18 protein-coding genes are annotated in these 22,382 nt (G+C 61.2%); 7 read left to right on the forward strand and 11 right to left on the reverse strand.

Annotation, left to right across the window (positions count from 1 at the left end):
• Positions 1–116 precede the first annotated feature (116 nt).
• From lptD to apaH, 6 genes are all read left to right on the forward strand, one after another.
• Complete coding sequence (gene lptD, locus ACJ8J5_RS07215; protein WP_025301545.1) at positions 117–2,477, forward strand: LPS assembly protein LptD; 2,361 nt, start codon at positions 117–119, stop codon at positions 2,475–2,477.
• Between the two features lie 65 nt (positions 2,478–2,542).
• The gene (surA, locus tag ACJ8J5_RS07220) at positions 2,543–3,844 is read left to right on the forward strand and encodes a peptidylprolyl isomerase SurA (RefSeq protein WP_025301544.1); all 1,302 of its coding nucleotides are present in this window, start codon (positions 2,543–2,545) and stop codon (positions 3,842–3,844) included.
• The gene (gene pdxA / locus ACJ8J5_RS07225; RefSeq protein ID WP_049205446.1) at positions 3,831–4,823 is read left to right on the forward strand and encodes a 4-hydroxythreonine-4-phosphate dehydrogenase PdxA; all 993 of its coding nucleotides are present in this window, start codon (positions 3,831–3,833) and stop codon (positions 4,821–4,823) included. Before surA ends, pdxA begins: the two co-directional genes overlap by 14 nt.
• Positions 4,816–5,634, forward strand: coding sequence for a 16S rRNA (adenine(1518)-N(6)/adenine(1519)-N(6))-dimethyltransferase RsmA (rsmA, locus tag ACJ8J5_RS07230; RefSeq protein ID WP_060422426.1), 819 nt, complete (start codon positions 4,816–4,818; stop codon positions 5,632–5,634). The genes pdxA and rsmA overlap by 8 nt, the downstream gene beginning before the upstream one ends.
• A gap of 12 nt (positions 5,635–5,646) precedes the next feature.
• Complete coding sequence (apaG, locus tag ACJ8J5_RS07235) at positions 5,647–6,024, forward strand: Co2+/Mg2+ efflux protein ApaG (protein WP_016929119.1); 378 nt, start codon at positions 5,647–5,649, stop codon at positions 6,022–6,024.
• Positions 6,025–6,026: 2 nt separating this feature from the next.
• Positions 6,027–6,878 carry a bis(5'-nucleosyl)-tetraphosphatase (symmetrical) ApaH gene (gene apaH, locus ACJ8J5_RS07240; RefSeq protein ID WP_063991429.1) on the forward strand — a complete coding sequence of 284 codons (852 nt, stop codon included), beginning with the start codon at positions 6,027–6,029 and terminating at the stop codon, positions 6,876–6,878.
• A 43-nt stretch (positions 6,879–6,921) separates the two neighbouring features.
• Here apaH and ACJ8J5_RS07245 read toward each other — a convergent pair whose 3' ends face one another.
• From ACJ8J5_RS07245 to ACJ8J5_RS07260, 4 genes are all read right to left on the reverse strand, one after another.
• On the reverse strand, positions 6,922–8,811 hold the full coding sequence (locus tag ACJ8J5_RS07245) for a PhoX family protein (protein ID WP_197836154.1): 1,890 nt from the start codon (positions 8,809–8,811) through the stop codon (positions 6,922–6,924).
• A 180-nt stretch (positions 8,812–8,991) separates the two neighbouring features.
• The gene (gene folA, locus ACJ8J5_RS07250) at positions 8,992–9,474 is read right to left on the reverse strand and encodes a type 3 dihydrofolate reductase (protein ID WP_038873402.1); all 483 of its coding nucleotides are present in this window, start codon (positions 9,472–9,474) and stop codon (positions 8,992–8,994) included.
• A gap of 143 nt (positions 9,475–9,617) precedes the next feature.
• The gene (locus ACJ8J5_RS07255; protein ID WP_033637072.1) at positions 9,618–10,082 is read right to left on the reverse strand and encodes a threonine/serine exporter; all 465 of its coding nucleotides are present in this window, start codon (positions 10,080–10,082) and stop codon (positions 9,618–9,620) included.
• Positions 10,079–10,879, reverse strand: a complete 801-nt coding sequence (locus ACJ8J5_RS07260) for a threonine/serine ThrE exporter family protein (RefSeq protein WP_060426347.1) — start codon at positions 10,877–10,879, stop codon at positions 10,079–10,081. Before ACJ8J5_RS07260 ends, ACJ8J5_RS07255 begins: the two co-directional genes overlap by 4 nt.
• 127 nt (positions 10,880–11,006) lie before the next feature.
• Here ACJ8J5_RS07260 and ACJ8J5_RS07265 point away from each other — a divergent pair, with 127 nt between their 5' ends.
• A complete protein-coding gene (locus ACJ8J5_RS07265; protein ID WP_015376619.1) occupies positions 11,007–11,621 on the forward strand; it encodes a LysE family translocator in 615 nt (204 codons plus the stop codon).
• A gap of 35 nt (positions 11,622–11,656) precedes the next feature.
• Here the strand turns inward: ACJ8J5_RS07265 and kefC are convergent, their stop codons facing one another.
• The 7 genes from kefC to ACJ8J5_RS07300 form a co-directional block, all read right to left on the reverse strand.
• Positions 11,657–13,510, reverse strand: coding sequence for a glutathione-regulated potassium-efflux system protein KefC (gene kefC / locus ACJ8J5_RS07270; protein ID WP_102985464.1), 1,854 nt, complete (start codon positions 13,508–13,510; stop codon positions 11,657–11,659).
• Positions 13,503–14,060: a glutathione-regulated potassium-efflux system oxidoreductase KefF gene (kefF, locus tag ACJ8J5_RS07275; RefSeq protein ID WP_060422413.1), complete on the reverse strand. Its 558-nt coding sequence runs from the start codon at positions 14,058–14,060 to the stop codon at positions 13,503–13,505. The genes kefC and kefF overlap by 8 nt, the downstream gene beginning before the upstream one ends.
• 171 nt (positions 14,061–14,231) lie before the next feature.
• Positions 14,232–17,456, reverse strand: a complete 3,225-nt coding sequence (gene carB, locus ACJ8J5_RS07280) for a carbamoyl-phosphate synthase large subunit (RefSeq protein WP_033649161.1) — start codon at positions 17,454–17,456, stop codon at positions 14,232–14,234.
• A 16-nt stretch (positions 17,457–17,472) separates the two neighbouring features.
• On the reverse strand, positions 17,473–18,621 hold the full coding sequence (gene carA, locus ACJ8J5_RS07285) for a glutamine-hydrolyzing carbamoyl-phosphate synthase small subunit (RefSeq protein ID WP_048232622.1): 1,149 nt from the start codon (positions 18,619–18,621) through the stop codon (positions 17,473–17,475).
• A gap of 470 nt (positions 18,622–19,091) precedes the next feature.
• Positions 19,092–19,913 carry a 4-hydroxy-tetrahydrodipicolinate reductase gene (gene dapB / locus ACJ8J5_RS07290; protein WP_197835631.1) on the reverse strand — a complete coding sequence of 274 codons (822 nt, stop codon included), beginning with the start codon at positions 19,911–19,913 and terminating at the stop codon, positions 19,092–19,094.
• A 263-nt stretch (positions 19,914–20,176) separates the two neighbouring features.
• On the reverse strand, positions 20,177–21,436 hold the full coding sequence (locus ACJ8J5_RS07295; protein WP_025301530.1) for a glycosyltransferase: 1,260 nt from the start codon (positions 21,434–21,436) through the stop codon (positions 20,177–20,179).
• 24 nt (positions 21,437–21,460) lie between these two features.
• Positions 21,461–22,324 carry a TauD/TfdA dioxygenase family protein gene (locus tag ACJ8J5_RS07300; protein WP_025301529.1) on the reverse strand — a complete coding sequence of 288 codons (864 nt, stop codon included), beginning with the start codon at positions 22,322–22,324 and terminating at the stop codon, positions 21,461–21,463.
• Positions 22,325–22,382: the final 58 nt, after the last annotated feature.

The following is a 22,382-nucleotide window of genomic DNA, read 5'->3' on the forward strand; positions in this document are numbered from 1 at the left end:
TAACGACGACGCAAGTAAACGGCTGGATTTAGCACTAGCGCAACGCAGATGAGTAATATAGTCTCTGACCGTTTGCCGGACACGACGCCTCTGATGACGGAACACCAAAACCGCGTATGAAAAAAAGTTTCCCAACACTGCTGGCCACGATGATTTGGACGGCACTCTACAGTCAGCATGCGCTGGCTGATCTGGCCGAGCAATGCATGCTTGGCGTTCCCGTTTACGACAAGCCTTTGGTCAGCGGCGATCCGAACAGCCAGCCGGTGACCATCAATGCCGATGACTCGCGCGCCGACTACCCGAAAAGCGCCCTGTTCAGCGGCAACGTGCATATCGAGCAGGGTAACAGCACCCTGACCGCCAAAGAAGTTGAGCTGAACCAGACGGAAAACCCCGGCCAGACGGATCCGGTGCGCACCGTCACCGCTACCGGCGACGTGCACTACAGCGACAATCAGATCAAACTGAAAGGCCCGAAGGCCTGGTCGAACCTGAATACCAAAGATACCGACGTCTATGAAGGCGACTACCAGATGGTAGGCCGTCAGGGTCGCGGCGACGCCGACAAGATGAAAATGCGCGGCGCCAACCGTTACACCATCCTGGAAAACGGCACCTTTACCTCCTGCCTGCCGGGCGACGACAGCTGGAGCGTGGTCGGTTCCGAAGTGATCCACGATCGCGAAGAGCAGGTGGCGGAAATCTGGAACGCCCGCTTCCGCATCGGCGGCGTGCCGGTGTTCTACAGCCCGTACCTGCAATTGCCGGTCGGCGACAAGCGCCGTTCCGGCTTCCTGATCCCGAACGCCAAGTACGGCAGCAACAATGGCTTCGAGTTCATGTTGCCGTACTATTGGAACATCGCGCCGAACTACGACGCCACCATCACGCCGCACTATATGTCCAAGCGCGGCCTGCAGTGGCAGACCGAGTTCCGTTATCTGGTGCAGCCGGGCCTCGGCCTGATGGAGTTCGACTGGCTGCCGGACGACAAGGAATACGGCAAAGATCATGACGACAACAAACGCTGGCTGTTCTACTGGAACCATAACGGCGTCATGGATCAGGTATGGCGCTTCAACGTCGACTACACCAAGGTCAGCGATTCCAAATACTTCACCGATCTGGACTCCAAATACGGTTCCACCACCGACGGCTACGCCACGCAGAAATTCAGCCTCGGCTACGCCAACGAAAACTGGAACGCCACGCTGAGCTCCAAGCAGTTCCAGATCTACGACGACACCGATCGTTCACAGTCGGACTCGTATAAAGTTCAGCCGCAGCTGGACCTGAACTACTACAAGAACGACATCGGCCCGTTCGACTTCCATATTTACGGCCAGGCGGCCAAGTTCACCAGCGTCAACCCATATAGCCCTGACGCCACCCGTCTGCATATGGAGCCGACGCTGAGTCTGCCGCTCACCAACGGCTGGGCCAGCCTGAACACCGAAGCCAAGGTGATGGCGACCCACTACCAGCAGGATATTCCTGACGGTTTCGCTGCCAACTACCAGAGCCGCAAAAACGCTGCCGCGCCGGAGCTCGATGATTCGGTCAACCGCGTACTGCCGCAGTTCAAAGTCGACGGCAAGCTGGTGTTCGAGAGGCCGATGATCTGGGCCGAGGGCGCTACCCAGACGCTGGAGCCGCGCGTGCAGTACCTGTATGTGCCGTACCGCGACCAGAGCAACATCTACACCTACGACACCACGCTGCTGCAGACCGACTACTCCGGCCTGTTCCGCGATCGCACCTACAGCGGCTTGGATCGCATCGCTTCGCAGAACCGCGTCTCTACCGGTTTGACCACCCGCATTTATGATGACGCCCTGGTTGAACGTTTTAACGCTTCCGTGGGTCAAATCTACTACTTCAGCCGTTCGCGTACCGGTGACCAGATGACCGGTTACGACAACAACGACGATACCGGCAGCGTAGCCTGGGCCGGCGATACCTATTGGAAAATCGACGATCGTTGGGGCCTGCGCGGCGGCCTGCAGTACGACACCCGCCTGAACAGCGTCTCGCTGGGCAACGGCGTGGTGGAATACCGCCAGGACGCCGAGCGCGTGGTGCAGTTGAACTACCGTTACGCCACGCCGGAATATATCCAGACGGCGTTGAACACCAAAACGGTTCCGGCCTTCCAGGACGGCATCTCGCAGGTGGGCATCACCGGCAGTTGGCCGATCGCCGATCGTTGGGCGGTGGTCGGGGCGTACTACTACGACACCCGCGCCAAACAATCCGCCGATCAGTTGGTGGGGCTGAAGTACAACACCTGCTGCTGGGCGGTGACGCTGGGCTATGAGCGCAAGATCACCGACTGGAACAACAGCAACAATACCAGCGTTTACGACAACAGAGTTTCGTTCAACGTCGAACTGCGCGGCCTGAGCAGCGATCATAGTCTCGGCTCCGCAGAAATGCTGCGCTCCGGCATTCTGCCGTATCAGCGCGCATTCTGACGCTTTGCAACACTTTGAAAACGAGAACTTTCACCCGCATTTGCGGATTACATAATGGGAAATGTATGAAGAACTGGAGAACGCTTATTCTCGGATTGGTGGTTTGCGCCAATGCCGCGTTCGCAGCACCCCAAGAAGTGGATAAAGTCGCCGCCGTCGTGGATAACGGCGTGGTACTCGAAAGCGACGTCAACGGTCTGTTGCAGTCAGTCAAGCTCAACGCCCAGCAGGCCGGCCAACAGCTGCCGGACGACAAGACGCTGCGCCATCAGATCATCGAACGCCTGATCATGGATAACATCCAGCTGCAGATGGCCAAGAAAATGGGCATCACCGTGTCCGATGCCGATCTGGACAAAGCGATCGCCAACATCGCCGCGCAAAACAAGATGAGCGTCGATCAGCTGCGCAGCCGCCTGTCGTACGAAGGGTTGAACTACAACACCTACCGCGCGCAGATCCGCAAAGAGATGCTGATCTCCGAAGTGCGTAACAACGAAGTGCGCCGCCGCGTCACCATCCTGCCACAGGAAGTGGACGCACTGGCCAAACAGGTGGGCGCACAGAACGGCAGCGACACCGAAATGAACATCAGCCACATCCTGATCCCGCTGCCGGAAAACCCGTCGCAGCAGCAGGTCGACAAAGCCGAAGAGCTGGCCAAACGTCTGGTGGGTGAGATCAACAGCGGCGCCGACTTCGGCAAGCTGGCGATCACCTACTCCGCCGACTCTCAGGCGCTGAAAGGTGGCAACATGGGCTGGGGCAAACTGCAAGAAATCCCGACCCTGTTCGCGGAACGTCTGGTGAGCGCCAAGAAAGGCGACGTCGTCGGCCCAATCCGTTCCGGCGTCGGCTTCCACATCCTGAAAGTGAACGACATTCGCGGCGCCAGCCAGTCGGTGTCGGTCACCGAAGTGCACGCCCGTCACATCCTGCTGAAACCTTCAGTGGTGCTGACCGACGACCAGGCTCGCGCCAAACTGCAATCCGTGGCGGAAGCGATCAAGAGCGGCCGCGCCAAGTTTGCCGACGAAGCCAAACAGCTGTCGCAAGATCCGGGTTCTGCGATGCAGGGCGGCGATCTGGGCTGGGCTTCCCCGGACATCTACGATCCGGCCTTCCGCGATGCGTTGCTGAAGCTGAGCAAGGGTGAAATCAGCGCGCCGGTCCACTCCTCCTTCGGTTGGCACCTGATCCAGTTGCTGGATACCCGCCAGGTGGATAAGACCGACGCTGCGCAGAAAGATCGCGCTTACCGTATGCTGTTCAACCGTAAGTTCGCCGAAGAAGCGCAGACCTGGATGCAGGAACAGCGCGCCCAGGCTTACGTGAAGATCCTCGATGGCAGCGATGCACAGCAATAAACGCGTCGTCATTACCCCCGGCGAACCTGCCGGGGTTGGGCCGGATTTGGTGGCAGCGCTGGCGCAACAGGATTGGCCTGTTGAGCTGGTGGTGTGCGCCGATCCGGCCCTGCTGCTTGAACGCGCCAAGCGTATGGGCCTGCCGCTGACGCTGCGCGACTACCAGCCGCAGCAACCGGCCGAAGCGCAACGCGCCGGCACGCTGACCGTGCTACCGGTCCCGCTCGCTCACCCGGTTACCGCCGGTGAGTTGAACGTCGGCAACAGCGCCTACGTGGTGGAAACCCTGGCGCGCGCCTGCGACGGCTGCCTGAACGGCGAGTTCGCGGCGCTGATCACCGGCCCGGTGAACAAGGGCGTGATCAACGACGCCGGCGTGCCGTTTATCGGCCATACCGAATTCTTTGCCGATCGCAGCCGCTGCGATCGCGTGGTGATGATGCTCGCGACCGAAGAGCTGCGCGTGGCGCTGGCGACCACCCACCTGCCGCTGCTGGCGGTGCCGGGCGCCATCACGCAGCAGAGCCTGTTCGAAGTCATCCGCATCCTCGACCACGATCTGAAAACCAAATTTGGCATCGCCCAGCCGCACATTTACGTTTGCGGTCTGAATCCCCACGCCGGGGAAGGCGGCCATATGGGGCGCGAAGAGATAGACACCATCATCCCGGCGCTCGACGCGCTGCGCGCTGACGGCATCCATCTTGTCGGCCCGCTGCCGGCGGACACCCTGTTCCAGCCCAAATATCTGCAAGATGCCGATGCGGTGCTGGCGATGTATCACGATCAGGGGCTGCCGGTGCTAAAATACCAAGGGTTCGGCCGCGCGGTGAATATCACCCTCGGTTTGCCTTTCATACGCACCTCGGTCGACCACGGTACCGCTCTGGAACTGGCCGGCACCGGCACCGCCGATGTCGGCAGTTTCCAAACGGCCCTGAATCTCGCCATTAAAATGATAATTAATTGTAATGAATAACAGAGTCCACCAAGGGCACTTTGCCCGCAAACGCTTTGGACAAAACTTTTTAACCGATCAGTTTGTCATCGATAGCATTGTCTCCGCCATTCACCCGCAGCCGGGCGAAGCGGTGGTCGAGATCGGCCCCGGCCTCGGCGCCTTGACCGAGCCGGTCGGCGCGCGCATGGACCGCATGACGGTGATCGAACTGGACCGCGATCTGGCCACCCGGCTGGAGAACCACCCGCGGCTGAAAGACAAGCTGACCATCCACCAGCAGGACGCCATGACGGTGAATTTCGCCGAACTGGCCGAGGAAGCTGGCCAACCGCTGCGCGTATTTGGTAACCTGCCGTACAATATTTCGACGCCGCTGATGTTCCACCTTTTCAGCTATACTCAGGCAATCCGCGACATGCACTTTATGTTGCAAAAAGAGGTGGTCAACCGTCTGGTGGCCGGCCCGAACAGCAAGGCCTACGGGCGTTTGACCGTGATGGCGCAGTACTACTGCAACGTCATTCCGGTGCTGGAAGTGCCGCCGACCGCGTTCGCGCCGCCGCCGAAGGTCGATTCCGCCGTGGTGCGCCTGGTGCCGCACAGCGTGCTGCCGAACCCGGTGGGCGACGTGCGCATGCTGAGCCGCATCACCACGCAGGCGTTCAACCAGCGGCGGAAAACCATCCGCAATAGCCTGGGCGACCTGTTCACGCCGGAGCAGCTGACGGAGCTGGGCGTCGATCCTTCGCTCAGAGCAGAAAATATTTCTGTGGCGCAGTACTGCAAGCTGGCGAACTGGCTGTCAGCCAATCCGACGCCGCAGCAATAAGGAGTTGTTGTCATGATTGATTCGCCCCGCGTGTGTATTCAGGTTCAGAGCATCTATGTGGAATCACAGTCGATCCCTGAAGAAGAGCGTTACGTCTTCGCCTATACCATCACTATCCGCAATCTGGGGCGGACCGACGTGCAACTGCTGGGCCGTTACTGGCTGATCACCAACAGCAACGGCCGCCAAACCGAAGTTCAGGGCGAAGGCGTGATCGGCGAACAGCCTGTCATTCCGCCCGGCGGAGAGTTTCAGTATACCAGCGGCGCGATTCTGGAAACGCCGCTGGGCACCATGGAAGGCCATTACGAAATGGTGGACCATCAGGGTCAACCGTTCCGCACCGCTATTCCCGTGTTTCGCTTAGCCATTCCAACGCTGATCCATTAATTATGTCGACATACCTTATCGGCGACGTTCACGGCTGTTACGATGAACTGAAGTCGCTGCTGGCTCAGGCTGCTTTCGATCCCGAGCGCGATCGGCTGTGGCTGACCGGCGATCTGGTGGCGCGCGGCCCCGCCTCGCTGGACGTGCTGCGCTTCGTGCGCTCGCTCGGCCCGGCGGTGCGCATGGTGCTGGGCAACCACGATCTGCACCTGCTGGCGGTCTACGCCGGCATCAGCCGCAACAAACCCAAGGATCGCATCACCCCGCTGCTGGAAGCGCCGGACGCCGACGAGCTGATCAACTGGCTGCGCCGCCAACCGGTGCTGCAGGTGGACGATGAGCAAAAGCTGGTGATGGCGCACGCCGGCATCACCCCACAGTGGGATATCGACACCGCGAAAATGTGCGCGCGCGAAGTGGAAGCGGTATTGAGCAGCGACAGCTACCCGCTGTTTCTCGACGCCATGTACGGCGACATGCCGAACAACTGGGCGCCGGAACTGAGCGGCCTGGCGCGCCTGCGTTTCAGCACCAATGCGTTCACACGCATGCGCTACTGCTTCCCCAACGGCCAGCTCGACATGATCTGCAAAGATGCGCCGGGCACCGCGCCGGCGCCGCTGAAGCCGTGGTTCGAGCTGCCGCGCCTGGTGGATCCGGAATACACCATCGTCTTCGGTCACTGGGCCTCGCTGGAAGGCAAGGGCACGCCGGAAGGCGTGATCGGGCTGGACACCGGCTGCTGCTGGGGCGGCGATCTGACGATGCTGCGCTGGGAAGACCGCCGTTACTTCACACAGCCCGCCAACCGTGGCGAAGCGCCTGACCACGCCGGCAGACTGGCCGCGTCCTGAAAACATAAAGGCGGCTCCAGGCCGCCTTGTTTCTCTTTACCGCTTACGCCCCAATCACCCCGCCATCTTCACGCGTGATCATCAATACCGATGAACGCGGGCGCGGGCTGTTGTTCGGGAAGTGCGAATCGCCCTCTTCTCCCGGATGCTGCACGTTGACGAACATCGTCTTGTAGTCCGGAGTGAAGGTGATGCCGGTCAGTTCGCAGGACTTCGGCCCCACCATGAAACGGCGAATTTCGCCGCTGACCGGATCGCCCACCAGCATCTGGTTGTTGCCCTGCCCGACGTAATCCCCCTTGTTGCTGTACTTGCCGTCGGTGAGGATCCACAGGCGGCCGGCGCGATCGAAGCCCAGCCCGTCCGGGCTGTTGAACGTGTTGTCCGCCGTGATGTTCGGCGTGCCGCGGTTGACGCCTTCCGGGTGGGCAATCGGGTTGCCACACAGCGCATACATGTCCCAGGCAAAGGTGCCGGCGGTGGCGTCACCGCCTTCGTCCCAGCGAATGATCTGGCCATAGATATTGTTCGGCCGCGGGTTGGCGGCGTTCAGCGGCATCCCTTCCTCACCGCGCTTACTGTTGTTGGTCAGCGTGCAATAAGCGCGGCCGTCATGCGGGTTCACCGCGATCCACTCCGGGCGATCCATCTTGGTGGCGCCGACCTGCTGTGCCGCCTTACGGGCGAAGATCAGCACTTCGGCCTCATCGCGGAAGCCGTTCTCCGGCGTCAGGCCATTCTTGCCGAACTCGAGCGCAATCCAGCGCCCTTTGCCCTTCAGCGGCGTGCCGGCGTCGTCACCGTCGAACTGCGCCACGTACAGCGTTCCCTCATCCAGCAGCGTGCGATTGTTGGCCGGATTGGCGGCGTCGACCACGCCTTTGGAAACGTACTTATAGATATGTTCGCCGCGCTCGTCGTCCCCCATGTACACCACCAGGCGGCCATCTTTGGCCACGGTCACCGCCGCATTTTCATGCTTGAAGCGGCCCAGCGCGGTGTGCTTGATGGGCGTCGAAGTCGGATTCAGCGGATCGATCTCCACGATCCAGCCGTGGCGGTTGAATTCGTTGGGGTTCTTCGCCACGTCGAAGCGCTCGTCATAGTCCGGCCAGTTACGCTCCGGCTCGCTGACCTTCAGCGTATAGCGCTTCTGTTCCGGCGTGGTTGGGTAATCGGCCTGACGGGTGCCGAAGTAGGTATCGAAGTTTTCTTCGCAGGTCAGGTAAGTGCCCCACGGCGTCTTGCCGTTGGCGCAGTTGCCGAAGGTGCCCAGCACCTTGCGTCCGCTCGGATCGGCGGCGGTCTGCAGCAGCGGATGCCCGGCGGCCGGGCCGCTGAACTGCATGTCGGTGTTGGCGGTGATGCGGCGGTTATAGCGCGACGGGCGCTCCACTTCCCAACGCTGGCCGTCGCCGACGCGCTTTACCGCCACGATGGAAACACCGTGCGCCGCCTGGGATTTACGCACCTCTTCCAGGCTGGTGGCCTTGGTGCCGCCGTGGGCGAACAGGTATTGCTCGTTGACGTATTCGTTATTGATGGCCATCACGCCGTGGCGATCGTCGATCGGGAAGAAACTCATGCCGTCGTTATTGTCGCCGAACTGTTTTTCCTGATCGGCGGCGCTGTTGTTGCCCTGCGGCTCGAAAGCCGGTGCGCCATCCACCAGCGGCTCCCCCCAGGAGATCAGCACCTCCGCACGGTAGCCCGGTGCGATGGTCACCTCGTCGGCGGTAGAGGCGGCGATGCCCTGAAAGCCCAGCAGTTTGTTCGGCGGCAGATCCTCGGCCAACGCCTCGGCGGAGACCGACCAGATGCCGCCGCCGAGAAAGCCGGCCAGGCCGACGGCGCCGGCGCTGCCGAGCAGCAGTTTGCGGCGAGTGGGATCGATCAGGCGGTCGGCGTCTAATTGCTCAATTTGCTTGGTCATAGCGTGGTTACCTTTTTAGTTATGGCGCCGCGGTCAAGATTCACCAGAGTTGCCGGGGCGCTCGGAGTTGGGCTTCATACTAATCAGGTAATGTGACGGAAAGGTTACGGACGACGGGCGCAAAAAGGCCGGGGGCGCAATTGCTTGCGCCCCCGGGGAGAGTTGGCTAACGCGCTGAAATCAACGGCGCTGCAGGATCTCGAAGCAGTAGCTGTGCGAGTTCAGATCGTCGGCGTCGTGGAACTCGCTGAACGTGGTTTCCCACTCGTCCGGCTCGTAATCCGGGAAGTGGGTATCGCCGCCGACCTCGGCGTCGATGTGCGTCAGGTACAGGCGATCGGCGCGCGGCAGCAGCTGGGTATAGATACGCCCACCGCCGATCACCATCACTTCTTCCACGTCGCCGGCGGCGGCCAGCGCTTCATCCATCGAGGTCACCCAGGTCACCCCGGCTTCGCTGCCCGGACGGCTGCTCAAAACGATATTGTGGCGGCCCGGCAGCGGGCGGCCGATGGACTCGAAGGTCTTGCGGCCCATAATAACCGGCTTATTCAACGTGTTGCGTTTAAACCACGCAAGGTCCGCCGGCAGGTGCCACGGCATGGCGTTTTCCATGCCAATAACGCGATCCGCCGCCAAGGCAGCGATCAGGCTGATAATCATTGTTTAACCCTGTGTAGGCAGCAAAATTGGTGACACTATACGTAAAGGCCTGAGTGCCGTCGATAGGCTAATCAAGCAAGATGAATATATAAGATAGCTCTTATCAGCATATCTAATAACCAACGATCTCCCGCCGGGAAATTTCACACGCCGGGGCGTTTGCGGTACAGCCACAGACCCGGCAGCGACAGGCCGATCGACAACGCACCGACGATGAAACTGGCCTTGAGGAAGTTGGTGATCATGGTCTCCATCAAGGCTTCGCTGTAGCCCAAATGTGAGATCTCTACCACAGTTATCATCGCGGTATAGGCGGAAATGCCGGGGAACATCGGGATCACCGCCGCCACGGTGAACACCTTCGGGTGCGCCAGCAGCCAGCGCGACCAGTAGATACCGATGATACCGATCAGGATCGCCGCCAGCAGCGAGGCCCACTCGATGTTCATGCCGCCGTGCATCATCAGCATGCGCGAACCGCGCCCGATGGCCCCAAGCAACGCGCAATAACGCAGCGCGCGCAGCGGCACGTTGAACACCATGGCGAAGCCCAGCGCCGGCACCGCCGCCAACAACATCTCCTGCAACAAGGCCCACAGCAGACTCATGACCATCCCCGCAGATCCCACAGCGACATCGCCATCACCACCCCGATGCAGGTCGCCAGCGTCAGCAGGCTGGCCATCGCCCAGCGCGCCAGCCCGGTATTGACGTGCCCCTTGAACATATCGGCCACCGCGTTGATCAGCGGGAAGCCCGGCACCAGCAACAGCACGCTGGCGGCCATCGCCACGCTCGAGGTGTCCTTAAACGCCGGCAGGCGCAGCAGCAGCCCGGAGATCGACGTCGCGACAAACGCCGTCAGGCAAAAATTGATCAGCGGATTCATATGGCGGGCGGTGAGAATTTGGCGCACCAGCATCGCCGTGCCGCTGGCGATAAAGGTCACCAGGAAGGCGTCAGCGCCACCACCGTTAAGCATGCTGAAGCACCCACAGGACAACCCCACCATCAGCACCACCAGCCAGCGCGGGTAGCGCAACGGCCGGATCCTGTCAAAACGGCGCGCCACGTCGTGCGCATCCGCCAGGTGGTGCTCGGCGAGGATCACGATATGCTGCACTTCAGTCACCACCTGCATATTGATGCCGCGATCGACGTTCTTGCGGGTGGTGGTCAGACAGGCGCCGTGGCTGAGGGTGGTCAACACCACCGCATTGGCGGAGATCGAGCTTTCCACGCTGTCCATCCCCAGCGCCAGCCCCAGGCGGGTCGACAGCTGTTCCACCACCGTGCTCTCAGCGCCGTGCTGCAACAGCAGCAGCGCGCATTGAATGCACAGGCGGGTTATTTCACGCTGTTGCCGGTGCGGTTCCGGCATGTCTGTGGCGTTAGTCTGCTGCATAGGGCTCCGTCGCTGGCGGTAGATGAATAATTATCATAGAGCCTAACAATACCTCATTGGGTTGATGCGCATCAGAGGAAGCGGCGTTATTATCGGCAGAACTCTGTCTTTTGCGCGAGACGCTCCCATGCTTGAAACTTCGCTGTTCGTCGCCGGCATTGCCGCCCTCGGCATGCTCTCCCCCGGCCCGGATTTTTTCCTGGTGATCAAAAACGCCGCCCGCTATCCGCGGCTGGCCGCCATGATGACCGCCTTTGGCGTGATCTGCGGCGTCGCTACCCACATGTCCTACTGCGTCGCCGGGCTGGCGGTGGTGATCACCACCACGCCGTGGTTGTTCAACCTGCTGAAATACGCCGGGGCGGTGTATCTGGTGTGGATCGGCATCCAGGCGCTGCTGTCGCGCGGCGGCGGTAAGATGAACGTCAGCAATCTGCCGCAGCAGCAGGTCAGCCTGAAGAGCGCCTTTGCGCAAGGCTACCTGTGCAACCTGCTGAACCCGAAAGCCACCCTGTTCTTCCTGGCGGTATTCACCCAGGTGCTGCAGATCGATTCCGGCCTGGGCGACAAGCTGTGGTACGCGGGGATTATTCTCGGCCTGTCGGTCATCTGGTGGCCGCTGCTGGTGTTCCTGATCCAGAGCGGGCCGGTGCGCCGCGGGTTGGAAAAGACCCAGAAGATCGTCGACAAGCTGCTGGGCGGTATGCTGATCGCCTTGGGCATCAAGGTCGCACTGAGCTAAGCAAAAAAAGGGGCGCCGATCTGGCGCCCCTACTCTTATCCTTTAGCTTCCACCACTTCATCCTCCGGCGCCTTGCCGTCGATACTGCCGCGCCAGCCGGTCTGCTGCACCCGCGCCAGCCGATTCTGATCCTGCTCGATGGCCGCGCTGAGCATCTCCTTGGCCCGCTGCAGGCTGGCGATGCGGAACTCGGTGTCCTGATAATTCTCCAGCGTGTCTTCCAGCATCTTCAGGTTATAGCGGCGGAACGTATCCGCCTTCTCGCGCGCCTCATAGGCGTCCAGCCCCAGCAGCTCAAGCGTTTCACGGCCGATGCGCAGTGAGCTTTCAAAGGTTTCGCGCTCCGGTTTTTCCACCCCCAGCTGCCGCAGCTGATACCAGTGATCGACGTCGCGCGCTCGCGCCACCACCTTCAGATGCGGGAAGTGCTGCCTGGCCAGCTCGGTTAACGCCAGGCTGTCTTCCACGTCGTCGATGGCGTTGATCAGCACCTTGGCGTGGGCGGCGCCGGCGGCCTCCAGCAAATCGGCGCGCGTGGCGTCGCCGTAGAACACCTTGGTGTCGAATTTGCGCAGCGTCTCGATATGGTCCGGATCGTGATCCAGTACCACGGTGTGTACGCCGTTGGCCAACAGCAAACGGCCGGCGATCTGACCGAAACGGCCGAAGCCGGCGATGATCACGCTGGCATTCTCGTCGTCGATAACGTCAGCCGGGCGCTCCTCTTTCGGCGCATTTTTCTCCAGCTGCGCGGCGATCACCAGCAGCAGCGGCGTGGCCGCCATCGACAGCGCCACCGCCAGCGTCAGCGACTTGGCCCATTCGACCGGCAGGACGCCGGCCAGCTGCGCGGCGCTGAAGATCACGAAGGCGAATTCACTGCCCTGCCCCAGCAGAATGGCGAACAGGCCGCGCTGGCGCTTCGGCACGCCGAGCAGCGGCCCAATCAGCCACAGCAGCGCCGCCTTGATCAGCATAAAGCCCAGCAGCAGCGAGGCGATCAGCAGCGGGTGATGGAACAGCGTGCCGAAGTCGATCGACATGCCGACGCCGATAAAGAACAGCCCCAGCAGCAGCCCCTTGAACGGCTGAATATCGCTCTCCAGCGCGTGGCGGTATTCCGAGCTCGCCAACAGCACCCCGGCGAGGAATGCCCCCATCGCCATCGACAGCCCGGCCATCTCCAGCAGGATGCCGAAACCGAACACCAGGAACAGCGCCACGGCGCTGAACACCTCGCGCATGCCCGAACGAGCGACGAAGTGCAGCAGCGGGCGGGTGACGTAGCGGCCGAGCAGTATCACTATCGTCAACGCGCCCACCACCTTGGCCGCCGACAGCACGAAAGCGCCCAGCGTGGTGGTGGCGCCGCTGCTAGCCAGCAGCGGGATCATCGCCACCAGCGGGATCGCCGCGATATCCTGGAACAGCAGCACCGCAAATGCGCTGCGGCCGATCGGCGACGGCGTCAGGTTGCGTTCGCTCATCGCCTGCATGGCGATGGCGGTGGATGAGAGCGCCAGCGTCAGGCCAATCAACAGCGCCACCTTCCAGTTGAGGCCCAGGAAGTAACAGAAGGCGCTCAGTGCCAGGCCGCAGCCCACCATCTGAATGCTGCCGCCGCCGAACACCGAGGCGCGCAGCGTCCACAGCCGCTTGGGATCCAGCTCCAGGCCGATGATAAACAGCATCAGCACCACGCCGATCTCGGCGAAGGTCAGGATCGACTCGGCGTCCGACACCAGTTTCAGCCCCCAGGGGCCAATGATGCAGCCGGCAATCAGGTAGCCGAGCACCGAGCCCAGCCCCAGTCGCACCGCGATCGGCACAAACAGCGCGGCGGAGCCGAGGTAGATCAGCCCCTCGATCATCATGTGGTGGTTATCCATGGCTGGCCTCCCGTGTTTCCGCTTCGGCATGTTCCATCAGGTAGTCAACCAACCGCTGCCGGTAGGCTTCGCCGGCGGCGAGCAGCGCCGGTTCGTTGCAGGTAAAGGTGTTATGCAGAGCGAAAAAAGGCTGCCAGTTCATGCCGCAGTAAATCGCCGTGGCCTGCAGCGGCTGCGCCAGCGCGGCGAAGTTGGGAAAGTCGCCCAACTCGAAGTGGTGCTCGTCGCCGCCGCTGGTCACCGCCCACAGGCAGTCTTTCCCCACCAGCGCGTTGCCGTCGTGGCCGTAGGCCCAGCCGTGCTCCAGCACTTTGTCGATCCACAGCTTCAACAGCGGCGGGAAGCTGTACCACTGCATCGGATGCTGCAGCACCACCAGGTCGGCGCGCTCCAGCGCCCGCTGCTCGGCGTTGATGTCGATATTGAAATCGGGGTACAGCTCATACAGCGAGCGCACCTCTACCTCGGGGAGATCCCTCACCGCCTGCAGCAGGCGCTGGTTGGCATGCGAATGCCGGGGATACGGGTGAGCATAAATTATCAGAATCATTGTTATCGTCGTTCCTTCGTTCCTTGCCAATACACCAAGCATATACCAATCACACAGGGTGACAGTTTGCCCACTGATTGATAGCGGAAATTTTTAACGCCAGCCGACAAATTCGCTGAATAAAAAAGGGCGCTGCATCTGCAGCGCCCCTGGCGTAGCGTTATCGCGCGGTTATTTGCCGATGCGCGCGTGCATTTCCTGCACCGACGTGACCTGCTCGGTCGGATCCGCTTTCAGCGCCATCGCGGTGGCAAAGCCGCCGTTCAGCGTGGTGTCGTAGTGCACCTTGTACTGCAGGGCGCTGCGGCGAATCAGCTTGGAGTCTTCAATCGCCTGACGGCCGGCCGTGGTGTTGACAATGTAGGTGTACTCGCCGTTCTTGATACGGTCCTGAATGTGCGGACGCCCTTCGTGCACCTTGTTGACCAGGCGCGGGTTGATGCCCGCTTCGCCCAGCACCACCGCGGTGCCGTGAGTGGCGTCCAGCTCGAAGCCCTGCTTCAGCAGGCTGGCGGCCAAATCGACCACGCGAGCCTTGTCGCCTTCACGCACCGACAGCAGCGCGCGGCCCTGCTTTTTCATGCCCGAGTTACTGCCCAGCATCGCTTTGGAGAAGGCTTCCGCGAAGGTGCGGCCCACGCCCATCACTTCCCCGGTAGAGCGCATTTCCGGCCCCAGAATCGGGTCGACGCCCGGGAATTTGTTGAACGGCAGCACCACTTCTTTCACCGAGTAGTACGGCGGGATAATTTCTTCGGTCACGCCCTGCTCAACCAGCGTTTTGCCCGCCATCACGCGCGCGGCCACTTTGGCCAGCGGCACGCCGGTCGCTTTGGACACGAACGGCACGGTACGCGCGGCGCGCGGGTTCACTTCAATCAGGTAGACTTCGTTGTCTTTCACCGCGAACTGCACGTTCATCAGGCCGCGTACCTGCAGCTCGAACGCCAGCTTTTCCACCTGACGACGCATTACGTCCTGAATTTCCTGGCTCAGGGTGTACGCCGGCAGCGAACACGCGGAGTCACCGGAGTGCACGCCCGCCTGCTCGATGTGCTCCATGATGCCGCCAATCAGCACGCGCTCGCCGTCGCAGATGGCGTCGACGTCCACTTCCACCGCGTCGTCCAGGAAGCGGTCCAGCAGCACCGGCGCATCGTTGGACACGCTGACCGCGGTCTGGAAGTAGCGGCGCAGGTCGGTTTCGTCATAGACGATTTCCATCGCCCGGCCGCCCAGCACGTAGGAAGGGCGCACCACCAGCGGATAGCCGATGCCCGCCGCCTTCTCCACCGCCTGCTCGATGGCGGTGACGGTGGCGTTGGCCGGCTGCTTCAGGCCCAGACGGTTGACCGCCTGCTGGAAGCGCTCGCGGTCTTCGGCGCGGTCGATGGCGTCCGGGCTGGTGCCGATGATCGGCACGCCCGCAGCTTCCAGCTCGCGCGCCAGCTTCAGCGGGGTCTGGCCGCCGTACTGCACGATCACGCCCTTCGGCTTCTCGATGCGCACGATTTCCAGCACGTCTTCCAGGGTCACCGGCTCGAAGTACAGGCGGTCGGAGGTGTCGTAGTCGGTGGAGACGGTTTCCGGGTTACAGTTGACCATGATGGTCTCGTAGCCGTCTTCGCGCAGCGCCAGCGAGGCGTGCACGCAGCAGTAGTCGAACTCGATGCCCTGGCCGATACGGTTCGGCCCGCCGCCCAGCACCATCACTTTCGGCCGGTCGTTGGTCGGGTTGGACTCGCACTCTTCTTCATAGGTGGAGTACATGTAGGCGGTGTCGGTGGCGAATTCCGCCGCGCAGGTATCCACGCGCTTGTACACCGGATGCAGGCCGTGGCTGTGGCGCAGCTTGCGAATTTCGCTCTCGGCGACGCCGGCCAGCTTGGCCAGACGCGCATCGGCGAAGCCCTTGCGCTTCAGGGTACGCAGGAACGCTTTGTTCAGGCCGTTGATGCCCGCGTCGGCCACCTGCTCTTCCAGGCGCACCAGCTCTTCAATCTGCACCAGGAACCAGCGGTCGACGTTGGTCAGGTTGAAGACGCCGTCAACCGACAGACCGGCGCGGAAGGCGTCGGCGATGTACCAGATGCGGTCAGAGCCGGCGTCTTTCAGCTCGCGGCGGATCTTGGTCAGCGCTTCCGGATCGTCCAGGCTTACTTTCGGGTCGAAGCCGGTAGCGCCCACTTCCAGGCCGCGCAGCGCTTTTTGCAGCGACTCCTGCTGGGTGCGGCCGATGGCCATCACTTCGCCGACCGACTTCATCTGGGTGGTCAGGCGATCGTTGGCGCCGGCGAACTTCTCGAAGTTGAAGCGCGGGATCTTGGTCACGACGTAGTCGATGGACGGTTCGAACGATGCCGGGGTGCGGCCGCCGGTGATGTCGTTCATCAGCTCATCGAGGGTGTAGCCCACCGCCAGCTTGGCGGCGATCTTGGCGATAGGGAAGCCGGTGGCTTTCGACGCCAGCGCCGAAGAGCGCGACACGCGCGGGTTCATTTCGATAACGATCAGGCGGCCGGTTTTCGGGTTGACCGAGAACTGCACGTTGGAGCCGCCGGTTTCGACGCCAATCTCACGCAGCACCGCCATCGAAGCGTTGCGCATGATTTGGTATTCCTTGTCGGTCAAGGTCTGGGCCGGTGCGACGGTGATCGAGTCGCCGGTGTGGATGCCCATCGCGTCGAAGTTTTCGATGGAGCAGACGATGATGCAGTTGTCGTTCTTATCACGCACCACCTCCATCTCGTACTCTTTCCAACCGATCAACGATTCATCGATCAGCAGCTCGTTGGTCGGCGACAGGTCCAGACCGCGTTCGCAGATCTCTTCGAACTCTTCACGGTTGTAGGCGATGCCGCCGCCGGTGCCGCCCATGGTAAAGGAAGGGCGGATGATGCACGGGAAGCCGACGTCAGCGGCTACCGCCAGCGCTTCTTCCATGGTGTGCGCAATGCCGGAACGCGCGGTGTCCAGACCGATTTTCTTCATCGCCACGTCGAAACGGCGACGGTCTTCGGCCTTGTCGATCGCATCGGCCGTCGCGCCGATCATGGTAACGCCGAACTCGGCCAGCACACCCTGACGCTCCAGCTCCAGCGCGCAGTTCAGCGCCGTCTGGCCGCCCATGGTCGGCAGCACCGCATCCGGGCGCTCTTTTTCGATGATCTTGCGCACCACTTCCCAGTGGATCGGCTCGATATAGGTCGCATCGGCCATTTCCGGGTCGGTCATGATGGTCGCCGGGTTGGAGTTAACCAGAATGACGCGGTAACCCTCTTCGCGCAGCGCTTTACACGCCTGGGCACCCGAGTAGTCGAACTCACACGCCTGGCCTATAACGATCGGGCCAGCGCCGAGGATCAGGATGCTTTTTATGTCTGTACGTTTTGGCATTTTTTACTGCTCCTGATTATTTGGCGTTAGAACGGTAAGTCTCAATCAGTTCGATGAAGTGATCGAACAGCGGCGCGGCATCGTGCGGGCCTGGGCTGGCTTCCGGGTGACCCTGGAAGCTGAACGCCGCTTTGTCGGTGCGGTGAATGCCCTGCACCGTATGGTCGAACAGCGATTTGTGCGTGACGCGCAGGTTCGCCGGCAGGTTGTTTTCATCGACGGCGAAGCCGTGGTTCTGCGCGGTGATCATCACGGTGTTGTTGTCCAGATCCTTCACCGGGTGGTTGCCGCCGTGGTGGCCGAGCTTCATCTTCATGGTTTTCGCCCCGCTGGCCAGCGCCAGCAGCTGGTGGCCCAGGCAGATGCCGAACACCGGAATGTCGGTTTCCAGGAACTGTTTGATGGCGGCGATGGCGTAGTCGCATGGCTCCGGGTCGCCCGGACCGTTGGACAGGAAGATGCCGTCCGGATTCATTTTCAGCACCTCGTCGGCCGGGGTCTGCGCCGGCACCACGGTCAGGCGGCAGCCGCGATCCACCAGCATGCGCAGGATGTTGCGCTTGGCGCCGTAGTCGTAAGCCACCACGTGGAACGGCAGTTCCGCGGCGGTTTTGGCTTCAGGCAGGTCGCCTTCAAGCGTCCAGCTGCCTTGCTGCCAGCTGTAGGCTTCTTGGGTGGTGACCTCTTTCGCCAGATCCATGCCTTTCAACCCCGGGAAACCTTGCGCCTTGGCCAGGGCCAGCGCGGCGTCCGGCGAGTCGGCGGCGATGATGCAGCCGTTCTGGGCGCCCTTCTCGCGCAGCAGGCGGGTTAATTTACGGGTATCGATATCGGCGATTGCCACGATGTTGTGACGCTTGAGGTAGTCGGACAGGCTTTCTTCGTTGCGGTAGTTGCTGGCGATCAGCGGGAGGTCACGAATGACGAGGCCTTGGGCGTGTACTGCGGAGGATTCTTCGTCGGAAGCGTTGGTGCCGACATTGCCGATATGAGGATAAGTAAGAGTAACGATCTGGCGGGAATAGGAAGGATCAGTGAGGATTTCTTGATAACCGGTCATCGACGTATTGAAGACCACTTCCCCCACTGCCGTTCCCTCTGCCCCGATGGCCCGACCGTGGAATTGGGTTCCGTCTTCCAGAACCAATAGCGCTGACTTTATCAAAACATCCTCCGAGGAATAATCAATCACAATATTTGCATATTAATTCAGATATCGCGATCTAAATCAATGCAAAAACCGTCCGCGAGGCCAATTTTTGGCAAATTGGGCGCATTTTAATGATGAGTGCCAGGCTTGTCTACCCAAACTGCCGTTTTTTGTTTTATTTTTGCAGTTCTCACCGCTCATGCGGCTTGAGCGGCGATAAAAACACAGAAAACCGGGGCTGGAAAACGGTTGCGAGGCTGAATGACGAAAAATGGTGCCAGAATGGGCTCCAAAAGACGCTGAAATAAGATCTGGTGGATAAAAACGGGATGATTAGCAAGGTAAACATCAATAAATAACAATCAATGAAATAAAAACACACCAACGCTTCTTTTTTCATGCTAAAAAAAAGGACAATAAAATTATTGTCCGATTATCATAGCATTATGATCAATACAACCACATCACGATGGTATGCAAATTAATTATAATTGGTCCAGATTCAGCACATCACGCATATCAAACAGACCTTTATCCCGGTTATGCAACCAGGCAGCCGCACGCACCGCGCCGCTGGCAAAAGTCATCCGGCTGGAGGCCTTATGGGTAATTTCCACCCGTTCACCGATGTCGGCGAACATCGCGGTGTGCTCGCCGACGATATCGCCGGCGCGAATGGTGGCAAAGCCGATGCTTTTCGGATCGCGTTCGCCGGTATGGCCTTCGCGCGCATAGACCGCGCAGCTTTTCAGGTCGCGCCCCAGCGCGCCGGCGATCGCTTCGCCCATGGCCAACGCCGTGCCCGACGGCGCATCCACTTTGTGGCGATGGTGCGCCTCAACGATTTCGATATCGGTATAGTCGCCCATCACCTGCGCGGCCTTCTCAAGCAGTTTCAGCACCAGGTTGACGCCGACGCTGAAGTTGGCGGCGAACACGATGCCGATATGCTGCGCCGCATCGCGGATCGCCTGCTTGCCGGCGTCATCAAAGCCGGTGGTACCAATCACCATCGCCTTATGGTGCGCCATGCAAAATTCCAGGTAGCCCAGGGTGCTTTCAGGGCGGGTGAAGTCGATCAGAATGTCGAACTCGTTCGCCACGTTATCCAGACTGTCGCTCACCTTGACGCCCAGCGCGCCGATGCCCGCCAGCTCGCCGGCGTCGACGCCGATCAGGCTTGAACCCGGGCGCGACAGCGCCGCTCCCAACACCACGCCTTCCGCCTGCTGCACCGCCTGGATCAACTGACGGCCCATCCGGCCGCCGGCGCCCGCAATCGCAATGCGGATTTGTGAATCACTCATGCTTGCTCTCTTCTTGTTTTGACGCCTATCCCATTAGGCTATCGATTCAGGGTAACCGTCCCACTTCAGCGTCGCCAGAGGATTCATTTCATAATTAGAAAATTATGATATTCCCCCGCTTTCATCAGCGGCGCTGTCGTGAGATTAACATTCAACCGATTTGGCGGCCTGCGACGATTGTACATAATCATGCAGTTTCCATGGCAAGAAAATGCAGAAAAAAGGCGCCGAAAACGGCGCCTGGGGAAAGGAACACTGCGAGGTCAGGCGGTAATGGCGGCCACTTCGTTGGCGATCGCCGTGAGCGCATCGTGGCGGGCATAGTCCTCACGCACCAGCGCTGCGCGTTGCCGATAGATCGGCTGCTGCAGAATACGCGACGCCGCCGCCAGGATCTGTTCTGCGCTCGGCGTGCTGGTGTGCAGACTGATGCCGCAGCCGGCGGCCACCACGCGCGCGGCAGCCTCCAGCTTGTCCTCGCCGGTGCCGGCGACAATCAGCGGCACGCCGCTGTCCAGCGCATAGTTGATCGAGCCGTAACCGCCGTTGGTGATCAGCAGCGCCGCCTGCGGTAACCAGTGTTCGAAGGAGATGAACGCCCGCACTCGGGCGTTGTCCGGCAACGCGTCCATCAGCCCTTCGGTCGCTCGCCCGCCGGTGGTGGCCAACACCCGCACCGGCAGATGCGCCAGCGCCTGCAGCGTCGGCACGATCAGCTGATGCAGATCGACATTGGCCAGCGTGCCCTGAGACACGATCACCAGCGGCCGACGATCGTCCTCCTCCCACAGCGCCTCTTCCGCGGCCGGTTGACCACCGCTGCGCAGCGGCCCGACGAAGCGCACACCGCTCGGCAGGTCGTCGCGCTCATATTCCAGCGCCGTGGTGGCCAACTGCAGGAAACGCTCGCAGCCGCCGATCAGCGCATCGGTAAACGGGCGATTCAGCGGCCGCCCGCCCGCTTGCACCAGCGCGGCATCAAAGCTTTGCTGCACCTCATCAAGCAACACCCGCGTCGCTTCATCCACCAATTGCTCGCGGGTCAGCGCCCGCGGCAGCAGCGCCGGCGGGATGCGCGGGCCATAGAAAATGGCGTCGCGCGAAGAATACGACAGCGGCGTGACGCCGATCCCGAAGACCGGCGGCCGTTCGGCGGACTGCAGCAGCGGCAGCACGCCGTAGAAGCAGTTCTCCACCATCAGCAGATCGGTCTTTTCGGCGGCGATGGCCGCACGCAGCTGACGATCCAACAGTGGGATCGGCGCGGCGAAGAAATCTTTCAGCGCCAGCGCCATCTGCGCATTGCCCGGCGGCAGCGCGGCGCGCTCGGGGAAATGCTCCTCCAGGTGGCGATAGTCGAAATCCACCTGCGCGTCGAACGGCACGAAGCTCGCCCCAGCCGCTTCGGCGCGTTCGCGGAACAGCGCGCCGGTCATCACCCGCACCTGATGCCCTTGGGCAACCAGGTGGCGAGCGATGGCCAACATCGGGTAGACGTGCCCCGGAGTGGCGACCGCCGCCATCAGTATCCTTGCCATAATGCTCCTTTACGCTTCTGCGTTGGCCGGCTTCAGCGCCAGATTGGCGCACACCGGGTTGCTCTGAATATGCACGCGCTGCAAATGACGCGCGGAACGGGCGGTAAAGCCCTCACGGCCGTGCAGCAGCGAGAAATTGTCCGCCACCACCACGTCGCCCTGTTGCCACTGATGGGCATAATAGTGACGCGGATCGTACAGGTGCTGCTGCAGAGTGTGATGGAACTGTTCCTGCTGTTGTTCCGGCACGCCGTGATATTCCAGCGCATGCTGGTTGAGGAATTTTTTCCCCTCCGTCGGCGGTTCATTGTAGCGCATGATCAAGCCCCTGCCGTTCGGGTGCTGCACCACCAACGGCGAACAGACTTCTCCGCCGTAATGCACCACCTGCTTGATGCGGTAGGTGATCGACACCGACAGCCACTGATCCAGCAACGTTTCGTCCGCATTGGCCAGCAACCGCGTGGTATCGACGAAGGTAGTGCACCCGCCTTCGTCCTGCGACGGCGCCGCCACGCAGTGGAACAGCTGGAACTCGGGGATGGTCGGCTTATACATGCCATCCCAATGCAGCGGGACGTAGCTGCTGTCGAAAATATGATCCTTGGCGTCAGGATGTTCCTTCACGTCCAGCACCGCGCCGAACGGCCACATCATGATCTCGCCCCACTGCTCGGCGTAGCGCGTCAGAACCTCCCCATCGCTGAAACCGGAGTCGAATCCGCGCAGCACCAGCAAGTGGTGCTCCTGCGCCAGCGCTCGCAGCGCCGCCACCGGTAGCTCGCCGATCTTTTGCCCCGGATGCTGCGGCGTCAGGATCGCGCCGAACGGGGTATTCGGTTGGATATGGCAATTAAGCGGTTGGTTGTTCATCAGTATTCTCCTTGCATCGAATGTGCTGCTCACACGGCAACGTGCCGTCAAAAACGCG

The organism is Serratia sp. CY43202 (assembly GCF_052168755.1).
Taxonomy (GTDB): domain Bacteria; phylum Pseudomonadota; class Gammaproteobacteria; order Enterobacterales; family Enterobacteriaceae; genus Serratia; species Serratia bockelmannii.

Bases quoted from the DNA above. Each gene is read 5' to 3' on its own strand.
- apaG (WP_016929119.1), top strand. From the start codon at position 5,647: ATGATTGATTCGCCCCGCGTGTGTATTCAGGTTCAGAGCATCTATGTG.
- ACJ8J5_RS07245 (WP_197836154.1), bottom strand. From the start codon at position 8,811: ATGACCAAGCAAATTGAGCAATTAGACGCCGACCGCCTGATCGATCCC.
- kefC (WP_102985464.1), bottom strand. From the start codon at position 13,510: ATGGATAACCACCACATGATGATCGAGGGGCTGATCTACCTCGGCTCC.
- ACJ8J5_RS07265 (WP_015376619.1), top strand. From the start codon at position 11,007: ATGCTTGAAACTTCGCTGTTCGTCGCCGGCATTGCCGCCCTCGGCATG.
- rsmA (WP_060422426.1), top strand. From the start codon at position 4,816: ATGAATAACAGAGTCCACCAAGGGCACTTTGCCCGCAAACGCTTTGGA.
- carB (WP_033649161.1), bottom strand. From the start codon at position 17,456: ATGCCAAAACGTACAGACATAAAAAGCATCCTGATCCTCGGCGCTGGC.
- surA (WP_025301544.1), top strand. From the start codon at position 2,543: ATGAAGAACTGGAGAACGCTTATTCTCGGATTGGTGGTTTGCGCCAAT.
- lptD (WP_025301545.1), top strand. From the start codon at position 117: ATGAAAAAAAGTTTCCCAACACTGCTGGCCACGATGATTTGGACGGCA.
- ACJ8J5_RS07300 (WP_025301529.1), bottom strand. From the start codon at position 22,324: ATGAACAACCAACCGCTTAATTGCCATATCCAACCGAATACCCCGTTC.
- apaH (WP_063991429.1), top strand. From the start codon at position 6,027: ATGTCGACATACCTTATCGGCGACGTTCACGGCTGTTACGATGAACTG.
- ACJ8J5_RS07260 (WP_060426347.1), bottom strand. From the start codon at position 10,879: ATGCAGCAGACTAACGCCACAGACATGCCGGAACCGCACCGGCAACAG.
- folA (WP_038873402.1), bottom strand. From the start codon at position 9,474: ATGATTATCAGCCTGATCGCTGCCTTGGCGGCGGATCGCGTTATTGGC.
- pdxA (WP_049205446.1), top strand. From the start codon at position 3,831: ATGCACAGCAATAAACGCGTCGTCATTACCCCCGGCGAACCTGCCGGG.
- kefF (WP_060422413.1), bottom strand. From the start codon at position 14,060: ATGATTCTGATAATTTATGCTCACCCGTATCCCCGGCATTCGCATGCC.
- ACJ8J5_RS07295 (WP_025301530.1), bottom strand. From the start codon at position 21,436: ATGGCGGCGGTCGCCACTCCGGGGCACGTCTACCCGATGTTGGCCATC.
- dapB (WP_197835631.1), bottom strand. From the start codon at position 19,913: ATGAGTGATTCACAAATCCGCATTGCGATTGCGGGCGCCGGCGGCCGG.
- ACJ8J5_RS07255 (WP_033637072.1), bottom strand. From the start codon at position 10,082: ATGAGTCTGCTGTGGGCCTTGTTGCAGGAGATGTTGTTGGCGGCGGTG.